A 25192-nucleotide genomic window follows, 5' to 3' on the forward strand; every position below is an offset into this window, starting at 1 on the left:
AGGCGCTGGCTCAGTCCGTTCCATCGGCGAGAAATAGGCCCGAGAGTGCGGAATCGCCGTGGCGGCGTTCCGGCGGAGCAGAGCGGTCAGAACTCGTTCTGGATGATGTCCAGCGTCTCCTCGCGGTCCGACCAGTCCACGAAGACGGCGACGCTCGTCGCGCTGGTGATGAGGTCGTGGATGTTGATGTGGGCGTCCGCGATGGGGTTGACGAGGTTCCGGATGACGCCCGGTTGGTTCGGGAGTTCGCCGCCCATCACCCGGACGACGGCCACGTCGTCGTCCACGGTGACGCTCGACAGCGACTGCTCCTCGATGACTTCGCGGTGGAGGATGTTCTCTGCGCGCTCGGCCACCGTCTCGTCCACGTAGAACGTGACCGAGTCCATCCCGCTCGCCACCGCGTCGACGTTGATGTCGCTGTCGCCGAGCGCCGTCGAGAGTTCCTGCAGGATGCCGGGACGGTTCCGGATGGCCCGACCCGCGACCGTGAGGCAAGCGAGTCGTTCCTCGCGCATGTCGATGAGGCTCTCGAACTCGCCGATGATGTCGGTGCCCCCCGCGAGCAGGTCGCCGTGCTGGTAGTGGACGACCCGGACGCTCAGGTTCTCGTCCTTGTAGGAGAGCGCGCTCGGGGCGACGACCTCCGCGCCGCGGAACGAGAGGTTGCGGAGTTCGTCCACCGAGATTTCGCCGACGTTCCGCGCACCCTCCACCACGTGCGGGTCGCCGGTCATGACGCCCTCGACGTCGGTCACGATAACCACCTCGTCGGCGTCCATGTAGTTGCCGAGCATGACGGCGGTGGTGTCCGAACCGCCCCGGCCGAGCGTCGTCACGTTGCCCTCGGGGTCCTCCGCGAGGAATCCGGTGACGACCGGGACCACGCCGTCGAGTTCCGCGGCGAGTTCCGCGGCGGCCTGTCTGGTCCGTTCGGCGTCGAGTTCGCCGTGTTCGTCGGTGAACACCGGCCAGCGCTCGCTGCCGGGTTCCACGAAGACGGCCTCGACGCCGCGGGCCGCGAGGGCGGCCTTCAGCATCCGGACGCTGGTCCGCTCGCCCATGCTGACGATTTCGGCCCTGTCGGACTCGTCGGTCTCGAACTCTATCTCGTCGAGGAGGTCGTCTGTCGTGTTGCCCATCGCGCTGGCGACCACCGCGATTTCGTGGCCCTGCGCCACGGCGTCGGCCACCGAGTCGGCGGCCCGGTTGATGCGGTCGCCGCTCCCGAGACTCGTTCCGCCGAACTTGGCTACTACTCGCATACTATCACCTGTGAATCCGAGGACCCCCGTGCGGGACGCTGATGCATGCGAGAGGCTAACTCTGGCACGCAGATAACTGCTTCCATGTCTGAGAAGCTTGCCACCCCCGAATTTCGTGTCTATTCGCTACCAATCTCTCGTCCACTCGCTGCTGGCCTCACATCCACGCGCCGCCGGTATCGCGTCTACTCGCCGCCGGTCTCGGCGACCTCCGGGTTCTCGGCGTCGGACTCCTCCTCCGCTCGTCTCCGTTCGTCGCCGGCGGTGTCGCCCTCCTCCGCGCGCTCGTCGGTCTCGTCCATCTCGGCTATCGGGTCGAACGTGACCAGTCCCTTCCCGGCGGTGAACTCGTAGGCGACCCACTCGGGAATCGCGAGGACGCCGTTCATCTTCCGGATGCGGATGCGCTTGATGAGCGTGTCCTTCACGATGGAACCGGTCACCTGCATGTCCACGATACCATCGACGGCGTAGCCGAGGTCGTGGGGGAAACTCTCCTCCTCGCCGGTGAACGTCCCGCCCGCGAAGACGGGGACGAACCGTCCCTTGCAGACGTCGGCCCGAACGTCCTTCACGAAGTTGTACGCCTGCACGGGTTGGACGAGGGTCCCGAACTCGGTCAGCGAGTCCACGACGACGATTCCGCGGTCGCTCATCGACAGCGCTTCGAGGCAGTTGTCGAGTTTGTTGTGGAGTTCGGTCACGTCGCTGGGGTCTCGGACGGTCTGAGTCACCGACTCCGTGACGCTGTAGATGTGGCGGTTCCACTCGTCCATGCGCTCGAACATGCGCTCGCGGTCGCGGTCGTCCATCCGGTAGGTGAAACAGTCCACGACGTGAAGTTGGCCCGACTCCAGATACGGCAGGACGTTCCAGTCGAGCGAGAGGAATCCCTCGACGACCGAGACGGGCGGTTCGGTGAACGTGACGACGGTGGCGGGTTCGCCCCGTTCCAAGGCCCGCCAGACGAGTTCGGCCCGGAGGGCGTCGTCGCGCGCTCCCTCGTCGTTCGAGAGCAGGACGAACGAGTTCCGGGGGAACCCCTGCGGGAGGAACCTGTCCAGTCCCGAGACGCCGGTTCGGACGCGTCGGAATCCGTGGTACTCCGTGCACGTGCGGTCGCTCTCGGCCATCGCGTCCCGGCAGGCCTCGGTGCAGAACTCGTAGACGGTACCCTCTCGTTCGAGCGTCACCGGGTCGGTCGGAATCGGGAGACGGCAGTAGTCACAGCGGTCGGACTCGGGGGGTGTCGAGGAGTTCAGTGCGGCGTCGGCGACTTCCGAATCGGGGTCGGCGGCATCGGTCGCCTCGGGGGCGGAGTCGTCCATGCCATGCATACTCTTGACAAAGAGATGCAGGCGAAAAAGGCCTGTTCACTCCGACTCGAATGATACGTCTACTCGTCAACACGAACTCCCCGCGGGCTTTAACTTAGTCCGCGGTCGATACGTGAACAATGAACGTGCGCGACGCAGTCGAAGACGACGGGGAGGTACTGGGCGAACTCGCCGACGCCCCCGCCGAGGTGATGCGCAACGTGGTCCACGACCGGACGGTCCGGGTCGCGGAAGCCGACGCTGACGACCAGAGCGCAGATACCGAAAGCGGGGGAGACGACGAAGAGGCCGAGATAGTGGGCTTCGTCGGATTCGACGCGATGCCCGGGACGGTCCGGGTGACGTACCTCCGGGGAACCCGGGAGGCGCGCGAGCGACTGCTGGAGGAACCGGTCCGGTTCGCCCGGAAGGAGGATATGGCCGTCGAGGCGCTGGTGCCCGAGGACGAGGCGGAGACGAGGGAAGTAGTCGAAGCCGCCGGGTTCCAGCGGGCGGGGACCGGTCCGCGGTTCGAGGGCGGTCGGACGCTGGAGTATCGTCTCGACCACTCGGTGAACGCGAATTCTACGCGTCGTTGAGCGCCGGCGTATTCGTCCGGAGACACCCCGACGTCCGGCAGGTGCTTCCACATCCGACGGACAACCGCGTCCGACGTACTCACGTCCAACAGCCAACCCCCTCCGATAGAGAGCGACGCCGACGCGTCCGTCGATAGGGCGAGTCAACCCGCTAACCCCTTCGTTTCAGGTGGAACCTAAAATGCTGTCCTTCGGAGATATCGGTCAGCTGAACTGCCGGACGGTCATGTCGAGCGTGTCGAGGTCGAGGATGGGCGCGAATCCGGAGTCGGGGTCGATGTTCACGGACTTCTGGAAGTCGGTCTGGGCCTGCCAGCACCCGGAGTTGACCGCGAGGACGTTGTGGTACTTCCCCCATCCGAGTTTGTGGACGTGGCCGGTGTGGAACACGTCCGGAACCGAGTTCATCACGAGATAGTCCTTCTCTTCGGGGGCGAGGCGAGTCTTCCCGCCGAACTGAGGCGCGACGTGGCGCTTCTTCAGGAGTTGGTACATCGCCTTGTGCGGTTCGTCGTAACTGGCCTTCTCGTCGGGCAGTTCGGCGATAACTTCGTCGAGCGAGACGCCGTGATACATCAGGATATCGACGCCTTCGAGCGTGACGGTCGAGGGGTTGCCCGAGATTCGCGCGTCGTGGACCGACATGATGTCGCGTAACTCCTCGTCGAAACCGGGTTGCGGTTCGGCGAGTCGGACGGCGTCGTGGTTGCCGGGAATCATTACGATTTCGAGGTCACCGGGTACCTCCTTGAGGTACTCCGAGAACTGCTCGTACTGCTCGTAGAGGTCCACGATGTCGAGTTCCTCGTCCTGATTCGGATAGACGCCGACCCCCTCCACCATGTCGCCCGCGATGAGCAGGTACTCGACGTTCTCGGCCTCGGGCGTGTGTAGCCAGTCGGCGAAGCGCGACCACGCGTCCCCCATGAACTCCTGACTACCGACGTGAACGTCGCTGATGAGCGCGGCCTGAACGTGACGGTCGGCGGTCGAGGGCTGGTACGTGCGGGGCACGTCGGGGAAGTACAGCGAGTCCACGAACAGGATACCGTCTCCGTCGCCGTTGTCGTCCGAGAGCGTCCCTTCGACCGCGATTATCTCGTCGAGGAGGAGTTCGTCTACCGTGTCTGCGAACTCGCGATCCTTCATGACGAGACAAGGGTAGGTCCCGCTCGTGTCTTCCAACTCGATTAGCCAGTGACCGCTGGCGGTCGAGCGAATGTCACTTATCATCCCGACGATAGCTGTCTCGCCGCCACCGGGCATCTCGCCGACGACCGAGGTCGGGCGAGCGTTGACGCGCGAACGCAACTGCTTCGAGAGGCGCTTGAACCGGTCCTGGAACACGGAGACGAAATCGTCGTACTCGCCCGTTCCGGTACTCTCACCGGTCACGTTACCCGTGATTTCGACCGACCGGGCGTCGAGGTCCGGGTCCCGAATCGACTCGTCGGGCCGAGAGACGTCGGCGACGGCTTCGCCGACATCGTCGTCCCCCTTCGTTTCTTCTGCAGAGGTCGATTCCTTCCCCGACTCGTTCCCGTTATCGTATCCAGTCGAAGCGGAGGCTTTCCGTCCCGGTTCGAGGTCTGCGAGGACGCTCTCGACGTGGTCCGAGGAGAGTTTCAGAGCGTCTTCGGGAGCGCGTTCGACGGCCGCGTCGAGCGCGCTGTCCGGGTCGGCGGCCCGCGCGAGGAGCGTCACCGCCTCGCGGTCGGCGTTGTAGCCGCGACTGGTGAGTTCACTGACGATACGGGCCGGGGTCTCCAACGGCACGTGTTTCACATTTCGGGGGGTCGTCAAAAGCGCATCGTTCGGCCGACGCCCGACCGGGGTTCGGCCTGCACCCGGAAAATTGACAACCTCGGAACGGCAAGGTGGGGTCGAATGAGTTCTCCCCGAGACGGTCCATCTTCTGAGGGGCCTGCGACGGACGGCGGCGAACCGACCGAGGAGGAGTCGGGTCCGCTCGCTCTCGTCCACCGGTTCCGCAGCAGCGAGAATCAGGTGGTCGTATTCGTGCGCGAGATGTTGAGCAGTGCGAGTATCGTCCTCGCCATCGGTCTCCTCCTGTTCGCCGTCAGCGGAGTCTGGCCCCCGATGGTCGCCATCGAGAGCGGGAGCATGGAACCGCACATGCAGAAAGGCGACCTCGTGTTCATCATGGAGGAGGGTCGTCTCGCGCCCGCGGCCGCCCAGCAAGGCACCGGAGTCGTCCCGTATCAGGCCGGAAAAGACGCCGGATACAAGAAGTTCGGGAGCTACGGCGACGTCATCGTCTATCAACCCGACGGGAAGGACTACCAGACGCCGATCATCCACCGCGCCAGATTCTGGGTCGAGAAGGGGGAGAACTGGTACGACGAGGCGAACAAGGAGTACATCAGTGCAGAGAACTGCGAGCAGTTGACCAACTGCCCGGCACCGAACTCGGGATTCATCACGAAGGGTGACGCCAACCCCTCCTACGACCAGTCGAACGGGATGCGACTGAGCGACCCGGTCAAGCCGAGTTGGGTTCGGGGCACTGCGGAGGTTCGCGTCCCGTGGCTCGGATGGGTCAGACTTCAGTTCTCTGGGGCGGCGTACCTCTCGCCCGGTACGGCGACCCTCTCCTCGACGATGACGTCGTTCACCCCAGCGGCGACCCTACCGTCCAGCGGAGAACCGCTCTCTCCGACCGGCGATATCGCGACCGACCGTTCCGTCGGAGCCGCGTAGCTCACGAACTACTGCGTACTATCACACTGCTGCGTACTATCACTGCTCCACTGAGAACCGGACCCCTCTCCAAGTAACTGCCTTCTTCAGAACAACTGGCTCTAGTTGTCGAACCGGGCCTGTACGAACGGTTGGACGCTTTCGATGTCGCCGAGACGCGAGTCGGACATCAGCACGGCCTCGGTCTCGTCGATGGGTACCGAGAGGCTGATCTCCTTGGTCCGCCCGTACCGGCCCTTGCTGACGACCACGGCGTTGACGATGCCGAGCATGTCGAGTTCGCTGATGAGGTCGGTGACGCGGCGCTGGGTCAGCACGTCGGCGTCGATTTCCTCGCAGAGGCGCTTGTAGATGTTGTACACCTCGCCGGTGTTGACGTTGTGGACGCCGTTCTTCTCCAGCGAGATGATGGAGAAGAGGACGAGTTTCGACTGCGTGGGGAGCGTGCGGACGACTTCGACCACGCGGTCGAGTTCGATCTTCTCCTGGGCTTTCCGGACGTGCTTCTCGTTGACGCCCTCGGCCTGATCGCGTTCGGCGAGTTCGCCCGCGGTCCGCAGCAGGTCGAGTGCGCGCCGGGCGTCACCGTGCTCCTGCGCGGCGAACGCGGCGCAGAGCGGAATCACGTCGTCCGAGAGCGCGTCGGCCTTGAACGCGACCTCCGCGCGGTGCTGGAGGATGTCCCGGAGCTGATTGGCGTCGTACGGCGGGAAGACGATCTCCTCCTCGCCGAGGCTCGATTTGACGCGTGGGTCGAGGAAGTCGGTGAACTTGAGGTCGTTCGAGATGCCGATGATGGAGACCCGCGAGTTCTCCAGTTCGGAGTTCATCCGCGAGAGGTTGTAGAGCGTGTCGTCGCCCGACTTCTCGACCAGTTTGTCGATCTCGTCCAGCATGATGACGACCACTCGTTCCTCGTAATCGACGGCCTCGAAGAACGTGTTGTAGACCCGGTCTGTCGGCCATCCGGTCATGGGGACCGATTCCATCTCCTCGCGGTCGTCTTCTAGTTCTTCTATGCGCGCGTCGATGGCCTCGGTGGACTCGAACGCGGTGTCGGCGAGTCGAGAGGGGTCGGAACTCGCGCCCTCACGGAGCGTCGTCAGTTCTTCGAGGCGGTCGTCCACGAACTCCTGGTTGTTCTCGATGAACTTGTTGGCGAGTTGTGCGAGGACGCGATACTGCGTGTCGGTCACCTCGCAGTTGATGTACTCGACGTTACAGGGGACGTCGTACTTCTGGGACGTGCTTTCGAGTTCCTTGCTGACGAACTTCGCACTGGCGGTCTTGCCAGTCCCCGTCTTGCCGTAGATGAGGATGTTCGAGGGCGTCTCCCCGCGAAGCGCGGCGACGAGAATCGTCGCCATGTTGTTGATCTGGTCCTTCCGGTGGGGGAGTTCGTGCGGCGTGTACGACGGTCGCAGGACCTCCTTGTTCTCGAATATCGGTTCGCCGGACAACAGGTCGTCGAAGAGTCCCTGGTCGTCGTCCTCGTCGTCGTCGAAGACCACGTCGTCGAGATCGACGTTGTCGAAGTTTCGGTCGGGACTCACGTCGACCCCGTCGTCCGTCGGTTGCGTGTTTTCGTCTGTCATGCGTACGTTTCGACCCCTCTGTTTCAGGTGGAAGACGCGCGTCGCGCGGCGAGATTTCGGCAGAACCGACCGAAGGAACCGGGATGCCGAATCTGAGAAGTCGCGAACGCGTCCAGTTGATGCAGGAGAACCAAAGGTCCAGCAGGGTATTAAACTCTTTCTTCTTTGGGCTCGATTCGAACTCTTCTTTGGCTCGATTCGGACAAAATCAGACGTGAAGTATCGGAAGCGACGGACGCTCACAGCGACTTACCGGAAAGGTAGCGGTTAGAGAGCGAGGAGTCAGAGAACGGGGAGTCAGAAAGTAAGGGGTCGAGGAATGGGGATTAGAAAATGGAAGTCTGGGTGTGGGCGGTCAGGGAGTGAGTAATCAGTGAGCCAGGTTTGTTGGACGAGAAGTCGTCGAGGAGGTGGCGGAAGACGAGGGGAGTGAAGGCAAAGGTAGCAAGATGGGGAAGAGTATCGGGGCTACGAGAGGGTGAGCCCACAAGTGCTTGAATTTCCAGGCACACGGAGTGGCAACGGGAGACCGGAGAGCCACGAGAGAGTAGTTCCCGTGTCGAACACCTTCGTTTCGGGTGACCAGTGATGGAGTCGTATCGTCTGCATCACCACCCGTCCCCACCGTTTCACGTAGAGACCATCCACGACTGCCACTGCAGTTTTCGAGACGGGTGACGTTTCGATTCGAGAGCAGGTGTCCGAACGCGGATAATCGGGTACGAGGGAACGGATCTCTTAGGAGGGAACGGATTTCTCGTCGGGAGTCTCACGCCAGCCTGTGTATTGTTATCGAAAGCCACTGTTGGAGAAGGCTGAGTTGGATGTCGAGGGGCGAAGAGAGGGTTCTGTATCAGCGGGCACCTCCCCCACCCCTTCGTTTCGGGTGGAACGCCATAGAGGCGGGGAGGGGTGGTCAGAGAAACTGCCTAGATAGTAGAAACCTTTATTACAATAGCTGGAAAACAATACCCACAAACCAATCTTTCTTCTGGAAGTTGAGTGAGGTCGCTGTTTGTTTAACGGACTTTTCCAGCGAAACGTGACTACCGCCGACCCCACGACCCTCCCTCCGCCAACTCCACCTGAAACGAAGGGGTGGGGGTGGGTGAACCTCCGACCGACCGATATCCGCCGTCGAACTGCCCCGGTCTTCCGACTCTCGACTACGGTTCGTCTCCCGTCCACTTCGACTTCAGGTTCGACTGTTTGGTTGCCGCAGTCCGGAGTCTAAAGCGGGTCCACCCGCCACGTCGCTTGATTTCTGTCCTCTATACCCCACCGTTTCAACTGGAACCACGCCTCCGCCGGTTCCCTCGTTCGAATTGCGGTCTTTCATCTGCTCTCCCTCACGTTTCCTCTGTTTCCTCGACTTCTCTACCTGCCTCGTTTGCTCTATCCTTCTCGTCTACTCTGTTCCCGTCTACTCTGTTCCCGTCTCCTCTATCGTTTTCGTCCGTCTGTCTCGGTCGTCGGGTGAAATCAAACCACCGACCCAAATGATGTATTAGATTTTATATATGGACGTTACTGAGACATTTTACACATAGGCGTTACTGAGTCATCGGTGTTCGTGACTCAGCGATTCTCGAGCTATCGCCCGATATACTCACCGCGATCCGACCGATCAGTGCTACCGAATAGACATCTTCCAGAGTGGTGTCTGACATAGGTTTAAGTAGGTGGGATATAGTTGTTCGCGCAACAGCCCCGTGACGGTTCCGTTCGCCGATAGTGGGGTCTGGGAGGAAAGGATGGGATTGTTTACGGACCTGAAAGACAGCATTTCCCGCGTTACGGACAAGCTCTTCTCCGCGCAGGAGCCGAAGCGTATTGGTATCTACGGCCCGCCGAATGCCGGAAAAACGACCCTCGCGAATCGCATCGCACGCGACTGGACCGGCGACGCGGTCGGTCCCGAGAGTCACATTCCGCACGAGACTCGCCGGGCACGTCGAAAAGAAAACGTCGAAATCGAGCGCGACGGCAAGACGGTGTCCATCGACATCGTCGACACGCCGGGCGTGACGACCAAAGTGGACTACGAGGAGTTCCTCGACCACGACATGGAGAAAGACGACGCCGTGCGTCGTTCTCGTGAGGCTACGGAGGGCGTCGCAGAGGCGATGCACTGGCTCCGCGAGGACGTCGACGGGGTCATCTACGTGCTCGACAGCACCACCGACCCCTTCACGCAGGTCAACACCATGCTCATCGGTATCATCGAGAGTCAGGACCTCCCGGTTCTCATTCTCGCCAACAAGACCGACCTCGAGGACTCGAGCGTCCAGCGCATCCGCAACGCCTTCCCGCAACACGAGACGATTCCGCTCTCCGCGCTCGAAGGCGACAACATGGACGAAGTGTACGCCAAAATCGCGGAGTACTTCGGGTGATACCATGCCGGAAGTGACAGAGGACGACCCGAACGGCGGCGTCCAGATCGACCTCATCGGTGCCGACCGCATGGCCGAGATGGCTTCGATGGAGAAGATACGGATGATTCTGGACGGGGTGCGCGACGGCAACATCGTCATCCTCGAAACGGGACTCTCGCCCGACGAGGAGAGCAAACTCATCGAGGTGACGATGACAGAAATCAGTCCCGACGAGTTCAACGGCATCGAAATCGAAACCTACCCGCGCTCGGAGACCGCCGACCAGAGCTTCCTCGACCGATTGATGGGCAAGGAGTCCACGCAGAAGCTCACCGTCATCGGTCCGGCGAACCAGATAGAGACGCTCCACAAGGACGAGAACCTCATCAGCGCCCTCGTCTCTCGTAAATAATGCCTCACCAGTGTACCAACTGCGGCCGGTCGTTTCAGGACGGTTCGAAGCAGATGCTCTCGGGCTGTCCCGACTGCGGCGGCAACAAGTTCCAGTTTCAGCCCGCGGGGGCCGCAGAGCGGAACACTGGTGAGACCGGGTCGAGAACGGCGTCGCAGGCGACCCAACCGAAGAAGACGCCAGAAAACGTCGGTTCGGACGCCGACGGTGCACCCGAAACCGGGGGCGGAGACCGTGGCAGCGCCGTCGACAGGGCGGCCGCCACGGTTCGTGACTGGGTCGGTACGGGGGACGACACCGAGACGCAGAACCCCCGAGCAACTACTCAGACAGACCGTTCCGGGAACCCCGGCCCTCGGACCTCGACCTCCTCGACCGGAAGTGCCGCTCCCGTCGCCGAGGATTCGGCGCAGGCCGACGCTCGCCGGGACGTCGTCAACGAGTCGGAACTCCCCGACGAACCGGCGAACGCCGGTCCGGACACGGTACCGAAGGGCGATTCGGACACGGGAGCGAACGTCGTCGATACCCCCGACGACGAGAATCCCGGTCTCGAAGAACTCCGGGAGGAACTCAACAGCCAGTTCGAGAGCATCCGCATCGTCGAACCCGGCCAGTACGAACTCAACCTGATGGAACTGTACGAGCGCGAGGAGTACATCATCTCGCTGAAGGAGGACGGTAAGTACGTCATCGAGGTCCCGGACGCGTGGGACGCGACCGAGCGCTGACTCTCTGTCACTGAGGCACCTCACAACCTACTCGAGCGAACGACTCCCCACATCCCGAAGACTACCACGCCCAGAGACTCCCGTCCCATCCCCAGACCACCCTACTGAAAGGCTCGCCCGAACTACGACGCCGCGAGACCTCCGAAACGACCACGCTGCGAGGGCTTCGCAAAACTGTTTAGCCCGTGCTTCTCAAACTTCGGTATCCGAATGCTCGACGACGCCAAGCGACGACTCCAGAGCGTCGCGTTCCTCTTCCCGGCCGCGCTGGCCCGTCTCGGCCTCCTCGACCGAGAGAAGGGCGAGGAGGCGTTCGACCTCGCGGTCCCGGTGATGGTCACCGGCGGGATGCGAACGCTGCTCCGGGTCGCCGACTTCTTCATGGTCGGACGCGCGCTCGGCGACGAGGCGGTCGCCGCGCTCGAACTCGGCTTCCAGTACTTCTTCATCCCCTTCGGTCTCTCGCTGGCGCTGACCAGCGGGACCATCAGCGTCGTCTCGCGGTTCGAGGGCGCGGGCGAACACGAGAAGGCCAACTTCACCATCAAGCAGTCGCTCTGGTTGGCGCTCCTGCTCGCAGTGCCCATCACCGCGGCGACGTGGGTGTACGCCGAACCGATGATAGACGTGCTTACCGACGACCCCGAGACCATCCGACTCGGCGCTATCTACCTCAAAATCATCATGCTCTCGGTCTCGTTCCGGTTCTGGAGCATGATAGCCGCCCGCGCGCTGGCAGGGGTCGGTGACACCCGGACCCCGATGTACGTCCGCCTGCTCACGCTGCCGACGAACATCTTCCTCAACGCGGTCCTCATCTTCGGGTTCGGTCCGTTCCCCGAACTGGGCGTCGCGGGCGCGGCGTGGGGCACTGCCCTCGCGAACGTTCTCGCGGCGACAATCTTCACGGGCGCGCTCCTCTCGGGACGGTATTCGGTCCGTCTGCCGCTCGGCGGTAAGCAGTGGGACTGGTCGATAGCGACCGAAATCGTCCGCGTCGGCCTGCCGCTCGCGGGGACCCGACTCTCCCGGACGCTCGGTCGGTTCCCCTTCCTGCTGGTCCTCACCACGCTCGGGACGCCGGTGGTCGCGGCCTACGCCATCGGTCGGCGGGTCATGCTGCTCGCACTGATGCCCGCGTGGGGGTACTCCACGGCCTCGTCGACGCTGGTCGGTCAGTCCATCGGGGCGGGGAACGACCGCGAGGCCACCGAGTACGGCTGGCAGACCCTGCGAATCGCGCTCGTGACGCAACTGCTCATCGGCGCGGCGCTGTTCGCGGTGGCCCGGCCGATCGCGGTGGCGTTCGGCACCAGTCACGTCGACCTCACGGTCACCTTCGTTCGCGTGTTCGGTCTGGGCGTCGCGGCGTTCAGCGTCTCGCGGACGATGCGCGGGGGCCTGCGCGGCGCGGGCGACACGCGGTGGCCCTTCTACGGGGCGTTCGCCGGGACCTACCTGTTCAAGCTTCCGGTGGCCTTACTCGCGGTCGCGCCCGGGGTCGCCCTGTTCGAGATCGCTGGCTGGCAGTTCACGCCGGGTCTCGGATTCGGTCTCGTGGCGGTGTACGCCTCCATCCTCGGCGATATGTATCTCCGGGCGGGTGTCAACGTCTTCCGGTTCTGGACCGGCAAGTGGAAGCAGGTCGCCCGCGAGTCCGACATCGGGGCCGGAACCGGTGCGGACTGACGATTCGTCGCGGCACGTCGGGACCGGACTCGCGGACTAAACCTGACAGTTTTAAGCGCTCGCGTCCGAACGAATCGGTATGAGCAAGGCAACCAAGATCGTCGTCGCAACGGTCGGTATCACCGCGGTTCTGTCAGTCGCACTTCTCGCGAACCTCTGGCTCGCCGCCTGATGTTCGAAGAACGGTCGCTGTCCGGGGAGATGGCCGCAGTTCGGGACGCCCACGCGCCCGACGCGCTGGTGCTGGACTCGGGGACGGACTTCGAGACGCTCGACCCCGCGCGGGCCGAGGACCTCGGCCTGCTCGTGGACGCGCTCGACCCGCTCGCGTACCCGAACGAGTGGCTCCCCGAGGACACGCCCGAACTCCTCCGCCGGTTCGCCTCCACGGACTTCACGGTGGGGATGCCCGGTGACGGGAGCGTCGCGTGGACGCGCCAGACCGACCCGCCGGTCGCGTTCGTGAAGGCTCGCGTGCAAGGTTCACCCGACGACTTCGTGGACTTCCTTCTCGCGGAGGCGCTGGTGGAGATCGGCACGCAACTGCCCGAACACTTCCTCGGGTTCTTCGAGGACCGGTACCTCGAACTCGACGCCGCGCTCCCCTTCGACGGCGGCAGCGTCTACCAGATCGCGACCGCGCTGTACGACGCGTACGTCGGACTCCACACTAGGGAGGTCTTCGCGGAGTGGGACGACGGCTTCCCCCGTCTGTTCGCGGCGTGGCAGGACGCGGGCGAACGCATCGAGCCTCGACTCGACGGACTCCCGTCGTCGATGGCCCGCGACGAGACCGACTTCGCGGACGCGGCGGAGTTCGCCTGCGCCGCGGTCAAACACGAACTCGAACTCCCCGCGCCGTTCGCGGCGCTCGACACGCAAGCCTACCGCAGTCACGGTGCGGAGTACGCCGTGAAGTGGGCGGAGAAGACGTTCGAGTGAGTCTCGGGGCGGTCGAGTGACGGGCCTCGGACGGGCGAGTTGGTTCCCACACGCTCAAGTTCCGAGATAATACCAGTGAGCGGATCTCTCGAAGGATTTCAAATTCCCGCAACGATTTTAGTAATCGACAGCTAGCGTTGAATTGGTCGAACCATGAGCGACTACTGGGATGTGCGCCGCGACGCACACAGCTAGGAGGAACAGCTATATCCCGACGCCGACGAAGAAGAGCGCGTCGAGGATTCGACGACCGAGTGAGCGACCCACGCTCGCGTTCGATACGTCTTCCATCAGTGCGACTATTCCCGCACCGCCGTGTCACCATCGTAGCACCGACTACGTTACTGCTGTAATACCGAGCATCCTTGCGCGCCATCACCCACCGTGACAGTACGTCACCCCTCCGCTTCGTCTGGAAGTACTGATAGTTACTGACCGCAACTCTTCGGACGGATTCAGGGGATTATCTGCTCGCCGTCGTCGTCGTACACGCGGATGGCGTCCACAGGGCAGACCCGCGCGGCCATCTTGGCGTCGAACTCGGCGTCTTCGGGTATCTCGCGGACGAACAGGTCCTCCTCGTCCTCCTCGGCGTCGCGTAAGTCTGCCTTGCCGTCGTCGCGATTCTCGTCGAAGGCGTCCCACTCGGCGGTACACTGGAACATCCCGGTGCAGGTGTCGCGGTCGAACTCGACTCGCATGGTCCGGCATTGAACGGGCACGTCCTAATCCCTGCCGGAGTCGGCGGTGTCCCGGAAACCGGTGACTTCGTCTCGAGAGTATGCGCTTGCTCCTTCAATTCGAGTCCACGTACCGTCGAAGCGCCTCGACGGTCGGGTCGAGGAACTCGGTGAGGTTCTCCTCGCGTTCGACGCCGGACTCCCACTCGTCGGGCGTCAGGTGGTCGCCGATTTCGTGCACGACGGCCGCGTCGGCGTCGCGGTACTCGGCCACCGCGAACATCGCCGCGGTCTCCATCCCGAGCGAGACGACGCCTTCCTCGGCGTATCGCTCGATTTCGGGCACCGTCTCGCGGTAGTAGGCGCTCGTCGTCCACGTCGGCCCGCGGTGGGTGTCGACGCCCGCGTCCGAGAGCGAGGCGTCCAGCGCGTCCACGAGTTCGGGCGTCGCCCGAACCTCCTCGTCCGGCGGAAGGTAGTGGTACGAGACTCCCTCGTCGCGAATCGCTCGCGTCGGCAGGATGGCGTCGTTGGACGGAATCGACCGCTGGAGACAGCCACAGCCGCCGAGGATGCAGACGACTTCGGCACCCGCTGCGAGCAGGTTCTCCGTGACGATGGCGGTCACGGGGGCACCGATACCGAAGTCCCCGATGAATCCGACATCGTCGTTCAAGAGGTGGACTGACTGGCCCCTGACGACGTTCACCGCGTCGTCGGCCCGGTCCGCTACTTCCTCGTAGAGCACGTCCTGAAACCCGAGAATCACGGCCGGAGGGACGTCCGGGAGACCGTCGTCCTGCTCGGCGACGGCCTCCGCGGGTGAGAACAGCGCCTCGGCGTCGTACTTATCACCGAAGTTAGGAATCGGCATACGAGAGGGTGTCCGACTGTTCGTAAAAACTTTCAGGTAGTGTGCGAACGACCCCCGATTGCCGAGGTCCCGTCGTCTACGTTCGAGTCGCTCGTTGGCCGAGTTCGAGTCGTTTACCGTCCGAGTCGAACCCGCTCGCCGTCCGATTCAGAACTCGTCGTCCGACGCGGAGTTACTCACTGACCTCGTTCGAGTCGCGCCCCGATTTTGCTCGGCAGTCCGACCGCCTCGACCTCTCGGCGGACAGCCTCGATGTCGTACTCCACGCGACGCTGCTCGACCGACAGGTCGTCGAGGTCCAGAACCGCGTACGCCGCTCTCGGGTCGCCGTCGCGGGGTTGGCCCACGCTTCCGGGGTTCATCACCACGCCGTCGGCGTACTCCTCGGCGTACTGGACGTGCGTGTGGCCCATCACGAGCACGTCCTCGCCGTCCAGCAGGTCGGCCGAGAACTCCTCGGGCATGGTGTAGTGGTCCGGGTCGTCGGGATGACCGTGGACGATTTTGACTCGGCCGTCGAACTCGTGGCGCTCGTCGGGCAGGTCGGCTAACCAGTCTCGCTGGTTCTCCGAAAGTCGCTCGCGGGCGTGTTCGACGCCAGCCTTCGCCATCTGGTTGAACCGGAACGCGGTACCGGAGGCGACGGCGCGGTCGTGATTGCCCATCACTGTCGGAATCTCCCGCTCGCGCACCATCTCGACACACTCCGCTGGCCACGGGTTGTAGCCGACGACGTCGCCGGCGCAGACGAGTCCGTCCACGTCGGGCATGTCGTCGAGGACCGACTCGAACGCGACTCGGTTCGAGTGGACGTCTGAGAGAACACCGATTCGCATACCGACAGCTTCGAAGGCCCGCGACTTAATTCCGGCTCCCGTCAGCGAGATTTACTCCCCGTTCTCGACGGCGAACTCGAACCCCTCGTCCGTCCGCGCGACGCCCGCGGCACAGACCGGATGCTCGAAGTCGAGTTCGTAGGCCTCCGCGGCCGCCTCCTCCGCGGTCTCGGCCGCGAAGTCGAACGACTCGGGCGCGTCTCTCTCGTAGGTCGCGACGAGCGTCGGCGTCGTCACCTCCCGGACCAACAGCGCGTCCTCGCGCACGATGCCGACGAACGCCGACTCCTCGCCCACGGTTCCCGCGATTCGCGGCGTGTCGTAGTCGTCTTTCTCGTAGTCGAGCGCGAGCAGACTCTCGGCGAGTGCGTCCCGTGCGGGATAGCCGAGTTCGAGTTTCTCGGCGATGGGGTCCACGTGCGACCCGTTTCCGACGACTACCGACCCGCCAGCGGTCGGCGTTCGCGGTCGTTCGTCCGCGCTCTCCGCCGAGCGGGGTTCGACGCGACGCACGCAGTTGTACGAGATGTACGGGTTCTCCGTCTCGGGTGCGTCCTCGGTCGGTGCGACGGTCAACGCGGCGTCGCGCTCGATTATCTTCCGGTTCGGGAACGACCGCGACGAGACGCGATACGCCGCAATCTGGGGGCCGACGATCAGGAATCGTCCGACGTACATACACGAACGTGTGTACTTGGTCGGCAAGTAGGTGTTGGTTTATGCACTCCTGTCGAACGCACTCGATGGCATGTGCGAACTAGTGCCACTCGACGGCGAACGCGCAACGCTTACATTCCCCCGGCGACTACCGGAAGATGTAGAGTCCCATGGGGTAGTGGCCAATCCTGAAGCCTTCTGGGGGCTTCGACCCAGGTTCGAATCCTGGTGGGACTACTCCCGATTTTCACGCCGTTTCACCCGACAGACGACGATTCTGAACGACGCCCCTCGGTCGTACCCATCGCCGTGAAATCTCCACTTTCATCGCTTCCATCCTCGATAGCCTCGTCCTCACCCTCCGAGCGGAGAGCGCCCTCGATAAGAGAACGACGTGGTGAACTGTGTCGTTTTCTCGCAGGTCAGTCCTCGGAGTCGTGGGCCAACACGTCGAACTCGGAGGTACCGCACTCCGGGCAGTCGTCCCTGACGGGGCGGATTCCCTCGTCGGTTTCCCTGCCGACGCGCAACTCTCCGCAGTCTGCGCATTCCAACTGATAGACCACCACGCCTCCGGGGAAGCGTTCCGTCTGTTAAACTCCCCGACACTGTTGCAACCGTTTCACTCCCGACAGGTTCGACCGGTCGTCGTTTCGACTCGAGACCGTGACGCGACGGTCGTTACCGAAATTGGTCCGGTGGACACGCTGCCGAATCGACTCGAAAGGAGAACCGCCGCACTCGGCCGAGCCGTAAACACTGGTTACTCGACCCGGCGACCGATTCAGGACCGCAAGAACAAAGTCTCGCCCCCCGGAATCTGGGAGAGCGTGGTTCGGACGAAACCGCCGTCTTAAACTACTCGATCAGCCTCGCCGCCGTCTTCCCATTTAACCCCTTCGTTTCGACTGGAACGCTGGCCGGGAGCGTGGGAATCAGTTCGAGTTCACGTCGGAAGTCTCGTCGGAGACGCTCTCGTCCAACTCTGCGATTTCGCGCTCGTCGTTGTACTCCTCCGGACCGGCGGCCTCTCCCGTTATCTCGTTGTACACCGCTTCCCGGGCCTCTTCGGACGACTCGAATCGCTCGTCCACGAGGCGGTCGAAGACGCTCCCGAGACTCTCGGTCTCATTTTGCAGGTCGAGCGGTTGGTCGCCGTACTCGGTGGCGAGTTCCTCGCTCGTCGCGGGATACTTGTGTTCGCCGAGCATCTTCCCGGCCTCGCCCAGCACGTCCTCGACGCGCTCGGTCCGTTCACGCTGGCGTTCACGGGCGTGTCGCTGTTCGCGTTCGGCGTCGGGTTCGTCGGCCATGTCTCGAGGTTGGGTCGTGATATCCGTAACCCTGCTGGCTGGGGGGTTTATCCTCCCGTCTCGTTTCGGGCGGAAGACGTATGTGTTGCCAGACAGTAATTCGAATCGGGTAACGGGTAAGACGTGGCATCGCTGCGTCTCCGTACGCACCGGTGCCTTTTTCGAAGACCAGATCCCGGAGAGACGTCTTTCAGTGTCTCGACTCCGCTTACTTCGAGCGTCCGACGCTGACTGCGACGAGAAGCGCGTTCCTCGTTTCGCGCTATTTCTCCACGTCTAGCAGGGCCACACGCTCGCGTACGACATCGGCGAGTTCCGCGTCGGTCGCGTCCAGTTCGGTCTCGGTAACGTCGAAGAACTCCCGGACGGCCTCGCGGTCGATGCGGTCTGGCGCGACTGTGCCCGCGCTCGCACCCTCGCCCGCAGTTCCGGATGCGCCTGCGTCTCCGGTCGCGGGCGCGAGTAGGTCGCCGACCGCCTCCGCGGCCGCCCGTTCGCGCTCCCCCTCGCCGTCCGGCGAGTGGACGACGACCACGACGTCGGACTCGCCCTCCGAGACGCCCATCTCGAACGCGCGGTCTATCTGTCTCCGGCCCGCGGCGTAGAGCAGAATCTCGACGGCGCGCTCCCGGGCGACGTTCTCGCCGCGGTCGAACGCGCGGTCGGCGCGTTCGACGGCCGTCCGGAGGTGGTCGCGGCCGAGGACGTAGTCGGCGTCGAACGCCTGAACCGCGCAGTCGAACTCGTCGGCTATCTCCCCGATATCTTCGAGGAAGTCGTCGAGATTCTCGATGTCGGCGCGTCCCGCGACGACTCTCATCGTCGGTTCGCTCCGTCGGCGTCGCTCATTCGAAATCACCCAGACTCTGCTGGCCGCTTCCGTCGTCGCCGGTTCCGCCGACCTCGGTTTCGGCGTCGCCGTCGGCCTCGACGCCCTCCAAGTCGGGGTCCTTGCGCCCGACGTTCTCGAAGATGGTCTCGGCGGTCTTTCGCCGACCCCGGAGCGCGCCGAGGACGACCGACTTGTCGGCCTCACGGAGGTCGGCCCGAGACTCGATGCCCGCGTCGTAGAGTCGCCGAGCGCGCTTGCGCCCGACGTTGCGGACGCCAGCGAGGTCGAGCAGTTCCTCCTCGACGCCGTACTCGACGCGCTTCTTGGCCTCCCGGATGGCCGCGCCCGAGTCGAGACCGAGTTCGCCCGCGAGTCGCTCGGCCGCGTTGAGCAACCACTCGGCGGTCTCGACCTTGCCGCGGATGTCGCCCGGTCCGACGCCGTAGCGCTCGGCCATGTCGTCCTCGTCCAACTCGGAGGCCCAGTCTTCGAGCAGACGGGCGGTCTTGAGCGCCGACAGCCAGTCCTCGAAGGCGTTGTCCTCGAACTCCGAGGGCATCGACCCGAGGAACTCCGACTCGCGCTCGTAGGCGAGTTCGGTGTACTCCTCGCGGTCGCCCGACCGGAGGTAGAGTTCGTACATGTCGGGGGTGCGCGAGACGAGGTGGAACAGACCGAGCGCGGTCGGGCGGCCCTCGGCCGCCCGCAGGCCGTCGATGATTTCGGCGGCGCTCATCGGGTCGATGTAGAGTTGCGAGACGCGGTGACCCAGTCCGGTCGCGCGCAGGCCGCCGTCCTCGCGTTCGAGGAACTCGTTGCGCTCCAGATACTCGAGGACGTTCTGGCTCACGGTTTCGAGGCGGCCGGTTTCGTCGGTCTGAGTCGCGTAGAGCGTGCGTTCGAGGAACGAGACGAGTTCGTCTTCGGTGTCGGCGAACCCGGAAGCGACGGTGGCGAGGACGTGGGTCCGGAGCGCGGGTTCGGCCGCGAGTTTCGACCGGACCGGTTCGGGGTCGGCCCAGACGTAGCGGTCGAACAGTTCGTCCAACTCGTCGTGGCTGTTGGCGATGAGCACCGCCTCGCCGTAGGGGTCCAGTCCGGGGCGTCCGGCCCGGCCGAACATCTGGTGGACCTCCAGCACGTCGAGCGGGGCCATCCCGCCGACGTCGCCGTCGTAGCGCCGCCAGTCCCTCACGATGACCCGGCGGGAGGGCGTGTTGACCCCCGCCGCCAGCGTCGGCGTCGCCGAGATGACCTTGACGAGTCGGTCCCGGAAGGCGTCCTCGACGAGTTCGCGGCTCTCGCTGGAGAGACCCGCGTGGTGGAACGCCGACCCCTTCTCGACGGCGTCGGCGAGGTCGTCGCTGGTCTGGGTGTCGCTGGCGTCCCGAATCTCGTCGGCGATGTCGTGGAGTTCGGTGCGCTCCTCCGACGTGAGGTAGTCCCGGGTCACGTCGCCGAGCCGTCGCGCGGCGGCCTCGGCGTTCCGCCGGGAGTTGACGAACACCAGACTTGACCCCTCGTCGCTGAGCGTGTCCTCGACCAGCGCGGCGGTGGCCTTCTCGTTGCCTCGCGAAATCTGTTTCTTCGACCCGTCGTCGAGGTGGAGTGCCTGCCCGTAGAGGACGCCTTTCTGGAGGTCGATGGGACGCCACGACGAGTCCACGAGGGTCGCGTCGAGCCAGTCGGCAATCTCGTCGGCGTTGCCGACTGTAGCCGAGAGCGCGACAGTCTGGAGGTTCTCGTTGAGTTTCCGGAGTTTGGCGAGGGTGACTTCGAGCGTCGGGCCGCGGTTCTTCGAGTCCACGAGGTGGACCTCGTCGGCGACCACGCAGGTCAGGTCGTCCACCCACTGCGCGCCGTTCCGGACCAGCGAGTCCACCTTCTCGCTGGTGGCGACGATGATGTCCTTCTGGGCCAACCAGTCGCCGTCGCTGTCGTAGTTGCCGGTCGAGACGCCCACCTCGACGCCGTACTGCTCGAACTCCTCGAACTCGGCCTTCTTCTCGCTCGCCAGCGCGCGGAGCGGAACGATGTAGAGGGCCTTCCCGCCGCGGGCGACGCTCGTCAACATCGCTAACTCGGCGACGAGCGTCTTCCCGCTGGCGGTCGGGACGCTCGCCACCACGCTCTCGCCGTCGGCGACGCCCGCTTCGACGGCCTCGCCCTGCGGCGGGTACAACTCCTCGATGCCCTGTTCGCGGAAGTGTTCCGGGACCCCCTCGGGGAGGTCGGGGATGTCGGAGATCTCGACGGTCACGCCGTCCACCTCCGCGGAGAGACGAAAGTAGCCATTACTCCGTCTTAGGCGCGTCTTCTGGTTTAAACTGTCGGGTCGTCACGTCGCGCGGTTCGGACCGACGGCTCCCGGCGGACGTTCCGAAGAAAAATCCGATTTGACGGCGCGGATTCGGCCGACTACGCGATTTCGTCGTACTGCTCGGAGAGCTTGTCCGCGGCCTCGCCGAGTTGCTCGCGCTCGAACTCGGTCAGGTCCCACTCCACGACTTCCTGCACGCCGCCCTCGCCGAGTTTGACGGGGACGCCGAGCGCCACGTCGTCGTGGCCGTACTCGCCTTCGAGTTTGACGGAACCGGGCAGGACCTCGCCGGTGTCCCGGACCACGGCTTCGACCATGTGGCCGACGCCGGTGGCGGGACCCCACTGGGTCGCGCCCTTCTTCTCGATGACGTTCATCGCGCTCTGCTTGAGTTCCTCCAGAATCTCCTCCTTCTCGTCGTCGCTGAACTCGGGGTCCTTGCCGTTGGCGCGGACCTTCGAGAACACCGGGACCTGTGCGTCGCCGTGTTCGCCCAGAATCGTCGCCTCGACGTTCTGGACGGGTTCGTCGAAGCGCTGGCTCAGGACGTAGCGGAATCGCGCGGAGTCGAGGCGGCCGCCGAAGCCGATGACCTTCTCGCGCGACCGCTCGCCGACCTCGTAGAGGTGGCGGTTCAGCAGGTCCACCGGGTTCGAGGTCGTAATCGTGACGAAGTCGTCGTTGTACTCCGCGATGGAGGAACCGATGTCCTCCATGATTGGCGCGTTGTCGCCCGCGAGGTCGATGCGGGTCTGGCCGGGTTGACGCGGAATCCCGGCCGTGATGACGACCACGTCGGACCCTTCGGTCGCCTCGTAACCGCCCTGACGGACCGTGGTGTTCGAGTCGTAGGCGGCCCCGTGGTTCACGTCGGCGGCCTGCCCGACGGTGTCCTCCTCCTTGTCCGGGATGTCTACGAGCACCAGTTCGTCCGCGATGTCCCGAAGCGCGATGTTGTACGCCGCCGCGGCCCCGACGGTTCCGGCCGCGCCGACCACGCTGATTTTCGTCATACCACGTAAAACGCCTCCCGCTATTCGGTTAAGCGCTTCGGAAACACCGAAAAACCGCCCGCGTGGTCGTCGTACGACGTTTGATTGGTTCGACGAACGACGTGACAGTTCGGTCCCGCTCGCTCGTCGTCGGTCCGTTACTGGTCCGACCCCCCGGAAAACTGATACGCCCGGCGACACGTCGTTCGGCTGATGCCCTCTCCCCCGTCATCAGACGGTTCCACCTCCAGAGCGGCCGTCGCCCTCGCAGTCTTGGCAGTCCTCGCCGCGTCGTTCCCGGCAACTGCCGTCACCGATGTCGAATCTGCAACCACGTCCGGCGTCACCGCCGACCGGAAGACCTGTCCGCAACTCCTCGAACCGACCGGCGAAAAAGGACTTCCAGAGAACGCCACGTCGCCTCCGACGCCGAACGAGTCCGCGGACCGCTCCGTCGCCCGCGGCGATATCGCGACCGTCCCGCTGTCGGTTCCAGCGGGCGTGAACGTCACGGTCAGGGTCGGGTCCGACGACGGGTACAGCACCAGACTCGACGTCCGAGACGATGGTGACGGACGAGTCCGACTCCTCGTCAACACCTACCTCGCGGGGAACCGGACGACCGTCGCACCCGGCACGTACCGGACCGCAGGCACCGACGCCGTGGTCGTCACTGGCGGAACCCCGACAGACCCGCTAGAACCCGGGACGTACCCCGTGACGGCCACTCGAAACGGAACCGTCGTCGCGGAGCGCGAGTTGACCGTGACCGAGCCTTCGTTCGAGTCCATCACCGCCCGTCGCGCCGTCCCTCGGCTGTTCGACGCGTCCAACGCCAGTGCGATTCGAGCGGCGAACAGGAGTGGACTGACCGCCCCACTGGAACCCGGCGAGTACGACCCCGAAGCCGTCGAGGGCGAGACGCTCCTCGTCCGCATCGACGCGCCGAGCCTCCTCGGCGCAATCGCCGCCCGGTCCGGAAACACGACGACCGATCGGTTCCTCGCGCTTCACGAGGAAACGGAACCGGAGACCGACGAGACGTTCGAAATCAGCGGTCCGTGCGGTGGCATCCTGTTCCGCGAGACCGCCACCGAGGGTGGCGCTCGCGTCCTACTCGACTACCGCGCTGGCGCGGCCTACGTCCTGCTCGATACGACAACCCTCGAAGGGACGCACGCCGGAGGACAGACCGTCTACGTCGAGGTCTCTCCGGAGAGCCGTCTCGGAGATGCCGGGCGGGAACTGACCACCTCGTTCCGAATCGCTACCCGCCAGACCGCGGTTCGACCGTCAGGAGCCGATACCGTTCGGCTGACCGCCGACGACCGAGCGACGATATCCGGTGAAACGAACCTGCTCGCCGATTCGCGCGTCCCCGTCCGGGTGGAGTCGCGGGTCGATTCGACGTTCGAGCGACGGACGACCGCAACGGTCACGGACAACGGCACGTTCACCGCGACGGTGGACCTCGCGAACGCCTCGGTTCCCGGTCTGTTCGCGGTCCACGTCGGCCCCGACCAGTTCCCCGGAGAAACCGGCGAGTCGCCGGGCGTCTACTGGAAGCTATCCGAATACGGACACCGCCAACGAGTCACCGACCTGAACGTTCGCCAACTCACGCTCCCCGAGGGCGGTTTCCTCGTCGCCTACGAGTACGACTCCTCGGCCGACCGATTCCGACCGGTCGGCTCGGCGACCCCGAGCGACGACGACCTCGTGGTGGACTCCCGAACCGAGCCGGGCTACCTCCTCGTCGTCGCACACCGAGACGCCAACGGGAACCGAGCGTTCGACGGCCCGGCGACCGACTCGCCGTACCGGGTCGACGACCGAGTAGTGAGCGACTGGCTCGGCGTCACCGTCGACGGGGTCGAACCGACTGGAGACGAACCGTCGGCGACGTTCGACGCCGACCGAGCCGTGACGCCGCCGACGGAAACACCGACCGCCGACCCCGACACCACGACGACCGACCCCGACACTATCGGTTCCACCGTCGGGTCCTCTGCAACCATCGGAACCGCTGAGTCCACTGGAACGACCCCGACCACGGCCGACGCTGGCTCCACCACACCCTCCGACGCGACGGGCGTGGGGACACCGGGCTTCGGCCCGGTCGTCGCCGCCGCGGCGCTCCTCGGTGCGACCGCGTTGCGTCTGGGAACGCGTCGGTGACCTGTGACCCGCCGGTCGGTACTGACCCGGCGGGTTGCGAAAACCGGAAAACGCTGGCGTTCCTCTTGACGGACATGAGCAGCGACGACTCGGAGTTCGACAAGGAGGCCGAGCGCGAGAAACTTCGAGAGAAGTACGGCGACGAGGGGCAGGACCGCGAGAACACGCGCCGGATGAGCGAACTCCTCCTGCAGGGCGCGACCATGACGGGCAAGCACTGCGACAACTGCGGCGACCCAATCTTCCGATACGACGGACAGGAGTTCTGCCCGACCTGCCAGCACGAGGCGCGCGCGCAGGCCGAGAGTCAGAACGGTGACCCGAGCGAGCAGTCCCAACAGCCCGCAGAGACGCCCGCGCAGGCAGAGGCGAACGCCGACCGAGACCAGTCCACTGCGGAAACTGCCGACCGATCGACGGCCGACGAGTCAGACGACGCCGACGACGAACCCTACGTCGAAATCAACGACGTGCGAGTCGCCGACCAGCACGCCGACCGGTCGGACCTGCGCCGCCCGCCGTCACAGACCGACGCCGACCGCCGCGACGGCCAGTCCCGCGACGCACCGACTGAGAATCCCGTTAGTCAGCGTCGGGCCGACGAGAGACGTTCAGCCCGGGACCGCAGTTCTGCGAACGCCTCCGGGCACCGGCACGCGCACGGCGCGACGTCGGCCCACCGCGACGACCTCGGTACCGCCCGCGAAGCGCTCGTCCGAAAGCTCTCGTCGCTCGCGCACGAGGCCGAGACGACCGACGACGTGGCCCGCGCCCGTGACCTGCTCGCGGCCACCCGAGAGGCCGCCGAAGCCCTCGCGGCGCTCGACCGGGCGAACCGTTAACAGGTCGCAACTCTTCTTGA

The 25192-nt window shown here is 64.5% G+C and carries 23 protein-coding genes and 1 tRNA gene; 11 read left to right on the forward strand and 13 right to left on the reverse strand.

Annotated features, from left to right (window positions below):
- Nucleotides 1-86: 86 nt before the first annotated feature.
- Nucleotides 87-1265 (reverse strand): aspartate kinase, encoded by a 1179-nt coding sequence (locus NGM06_RS15605; RefSeq protein WP_254267847.1) that lies wholly within the window; start codon nt 1263-1265, stop codon nt 87-89.
- A 185-nt stretch (nt 1266-1450) separates the two neighbouring features.
- Nucleotides 1451-2593: an ATPase domain-containing protein gene (locus tag NGM06_RS15610; protein WP_254267848.1), complete on the reverse strand. Its 1143-nt coding sequence runs from the start codon at nt 2591-2593 to the stop codon at nt 1451-1453.
- Nucleotides 2594-2721: 128 nt separating this feature from the next.
- Here NGM06_RS15610 and NGM06_RS15615 point away from each other — a divergent pair, with 128 nt between their 5' ends.
- Nucleotides 2722-3180 carry a hypothetical protein gene (locus tag NGM06_RS15615; protein WP_254267849.1) on the forward strand — a complete coding sequence of 153 codons (459 nt, stop codon included), beginning with the start codon at nt 2722-2724 and terminating at the stop codon, nt 3178-3180.
- Nucleotides 3181-3384: 204 nt separating this feature from the next.
- Here the strand turns inward: NGM06_RS15615 and NGM06_RS15620 are convergent, their stop codons facing one another.
- Nucleotides 3385-4956 carry a DNA-directed DNA polymerase II small subunit gene (locus tag NGM06_RS15620; RefSeq protein ID WP_254267850.1) on the reverse strand — a complete coding sequence of 524 codons (1572 nt, stop codon included), beginning with the start codon at nt 4954-4956 and terminating at the stop codon, nt 3385-3387.
- 111 nt (nt 4957-5067) lie between these two features.
- On the opposite strand from NGM06_RS15620, the gene NGM06_RS15625 reads away from it, so the two are divergent.
- The gene (locus NGM06_RS15625) at nt 5068-5901 is read left to right on the forward strand and encodes a S24/S26 family peptidase (protein WP_254267851.1); all 834 of its coding nucleotides are present in this window, start codon (nt 5068-5070) and stop codon (nt 5899-5901) included.
- A gap of 101 nt (nt 5902-6002) precedes the next feature.
- On the opposite strand, the gene NGM06_RS15630 is transcribed toward NGM06_RS15625, so the two are convergent.
- The gene (locus NGM06_RS15630) at nt 6003-7496 is read right to left on the reverse strand and encodes a Cdc6/Cdc18 family protein (RefSeq protein ID WP_254267852.1); all 1494 of its coding nucleotides are present in this window, start codon (nt 7494-7496) and stop codon (nt 6003-6005) included.
- Between the two features lie 1754 nt (nt 7497-9250).
- Here NGM06_RS15630 and NGM06_RS15635 point away from each other — a divergent pair.
- The 6 genes from NGM06_RS15635 (at nt 9251) to NGM06_RS15655 (ending at nt 13648) form a co-directional block, all read left to right on the forward strand.
- The gene (locus NGM06_RS15635) at nt 9251-9892 is read left to right on the forward strand and encodes an Era-like GTP-binding protein (protein WP_163524029.1); all 642 of its coding nucleotides are present in this window, start codon (nt 9251-9253) and stop codon (nt 9890-9892) included.
- Between the two features lie 4 nt (nt 9893-9896).
- On the forward strand, nt 9897-10286 hold the full coding sequence (locus tag NGM06_RS15640; RefSeq protein ID WP_163524028.1) for a DUF2073 domain-containing protein: 390 nt from the start codon (nt 9897-9899) through the stop codon (nt 10284-10286).
- Nucleotides 10286-11017 carry an OapC/ArvC family zinc-ribbon domain-containing protein gene (locus tag NGM06_RS15645; protein ID WP_254267853.1) on the forward strand — a complete coding sequence of 244 codons (732 nt, stop codon included), beginning with the start codon at nt 10286-10288 and terminating at the stop codon, nt 11015-11017. The genes NGM06_RS15640 and NGM06_RS15645 overlap by 1 nt, the downstream gene beginning before the upstream one ends.
- 210 nt (nt 11018-11227) lie before the next feature.
- The gene (locus NGM06_RS15650; RefSeq protein WP_254267854.1) at nt 11228-12706 is read left to right on the forward strand and encodes an MATE family efflux transporter; all 1479 of its coding nucleotides are present in this window, start codon (nt 11228-11230) and stop codon (nt 12704-12706) included.
- A gap of 79 nt (nt 12707-12785) precedes the next feature.
- Complete coding sequence (locus NGM06_RS24470) at nt 12786-12878, forward strand: hypothetical protein (RefSeq protein WP_435177539.1); 93 nt, start codon at nt 12786-12788, stop codon at nt 12876-12878.
- Nucleotides 12878-13648, forward strand: a complete 771-nt coding sequence (locus NGM06_RS15655; protein ID WP_254267855.1) for a DUF7089 family protein — start codon at nt 12878-12880, stop codon at nt 13646-13648. Before NGM06_RS24470 ends, NGM06_RS15655 begins: the two co-directional genes overlap by 1 nt.
- Before the next feature lie 455 nt (nt 13649-14103).
- Here the strand turns inward: NGM06_RS15655 and NGM06_RS15660 are convergent, their stop codons facing one another.
- From NGM06_RS15660 to NGM06_RS15675, 4 genes are all read right to left on the reverse strand, one after another.
- Nucleotides 14104-14349, reverse strand: coding sequence for a ferredoxin (locus NGM06_RS15660; protein ID WP_254267856.1), 246 nt, complete (start codon nt 14347-14349; stop codon nt 14104-14106).
- Nucleotides 14350-14443: 94 nt separating this feature from the next.
- A complete protein-coding gene (locus NGM06_RS15665) occupies nt 14444-15202 on the reverse strand; it encodes a nucleoside phosphorylase (RefSeq protein ID WP_254267857.1) in 759 nt (252 codons plus the stop codon).
- A 176-nt stretch (nt 15203-15378) separates the two neighbouring features.
- Complete coding sequence (locus NGM06_RS15670; RefSeq protein ID WP_254267858.1) at nt 15379-16038, reverse strand: metallophosphoesterase family protein; 660 nt, start codon at nt 16036-16038, stop codon at nt 15379-15381.
- A 51-nt stretch (nt 16039-16089) separates the two neighbouring features.
- On the reverse strand, nt 16090-16716 hold the full coding sequence (locus NGM06_RS15675) for an IMP cyclohydrolase (protein ID WP_254267859.1): 627 nt from the start codon (nt 16714-16716) through the stop codon (nt 16090-16092).
- A gap of 143 nt (nt 16717-16859) precedes the next feature.
- Between NGM06_RS15675 and NGM06_RS15680 the strand changes: the two genes are divergently transcribed.
- A tRNA-Gln gene (locus NGM06_RS15680) sits at nt 16860-16932 on the forward strand.
- Nucleotides 16933-17117: 185 nt separating this feature from the next.
- Here the strand turns inward: NGM06_RS15680 and NGM06_RS24170 are convergent.
- The 5 genes from NGM06_RS24170 to mdh form a co-directional block, all read right to left on the reverse strand.
- Nucleotides 17118-17249 (reverse strand): hypothetical protein, encoded by a 132-nt coding sequence (locus NGM06_RS24170; protein WP_256567938.1) that lies wholly within the window; start codon nt 17247-17249, stop codon nt 17118-17120.
- 381 nt (nt 17250-17630) lie between these two features.
- Nucleotides 17631-18008 (reverse strand): DUF5789 family protein, encoded by a 378-nt coding sequence (locus NGM06_RS15685; protein WP_254267860.1) that lies wholly within the window; start codon nt 18006-18008, stop codon nt 17631-17633.
- A 262-nt stretch (nt 18009-18270) separates the two neighbouring features.
- Nucleotides 18271-18828, reverse strand: a complete 558-nt coding sequence (gene cgi121, locus NGM06_RS15690) for a KEOPS complex subunit Cgi121 (RefSeq protein WP_254267861.1) — start codon at nt 18826-18828, stop codon at nt 18271-18273.
- Nucleotides 18829-18853: 25 nt separating this feature from the next.
- The gene (locus NGM06_RS15695) at nt 18854-21100 is read right to left on the reverse strand and encodes an ATP-dependent DNA helicase (protein ID WP_254267862.1); all 2247 of its coding nucleotides are present in this window, start codon (nt 21098-21100) and stop codon (nt 18854-18856) included.
- Between the two features lie 158 nt (nt 21101-21258).
- Nucleotides 21259-22173, reverse strand: coding sequence for a malate dehydrogenase (mdh, locus tag NGM06_RS15700; protein WP_254267863.1), 915 nt, complete (start codon nt 22171-22173; stop codon nt 21259-21261).
- A 192-nt stretch (nt 22174-22365) separates the two neighbouring features.
- Here mdh and NGM06_RS15705 point away from each other — a divergent pair, with 192 nt between their 5' ends.
- Both NGM06_RS15705 and NGM06_RS15710 read left to right on the forward strand, forming a co-directional pair.
- Nucleotides 22366-24330 (forward strand): BGTF surface domain-containing protein, encoded by a 1965-nt coding sequence (locus NGM06_RS15705; protein ID WP_254267864.1) that lies wholly within the window; start codon nt 22366-22368, stop codon nt 24328-24330.
- 74 nt (nt 24331-24404) lie between these two features.
- The gene (locus tag NGM06_RS15710; protein ID WP_254267865.1) at nt 24405-25172 is read left to right on the forward strand and encodes an Sjogren's syndrome/scleroderma autoantigen 1 family protein; all 768 of its coding nucleotides are present in this window, start codon (nt 24405-24407) and stop codon (nt 25170-25172) included.
- Nucleotides 25173-25192: the final 20 nt, after the last annotated feature.

Source organism: Halorussus aquaticus (assembly GCF_024218795.1).
Lineage (GTDB): Archaea > Halobacteriota > Halobacteria > Halobacteriales > Haladaptataceae > Halorussus > Halorussus aquaticus.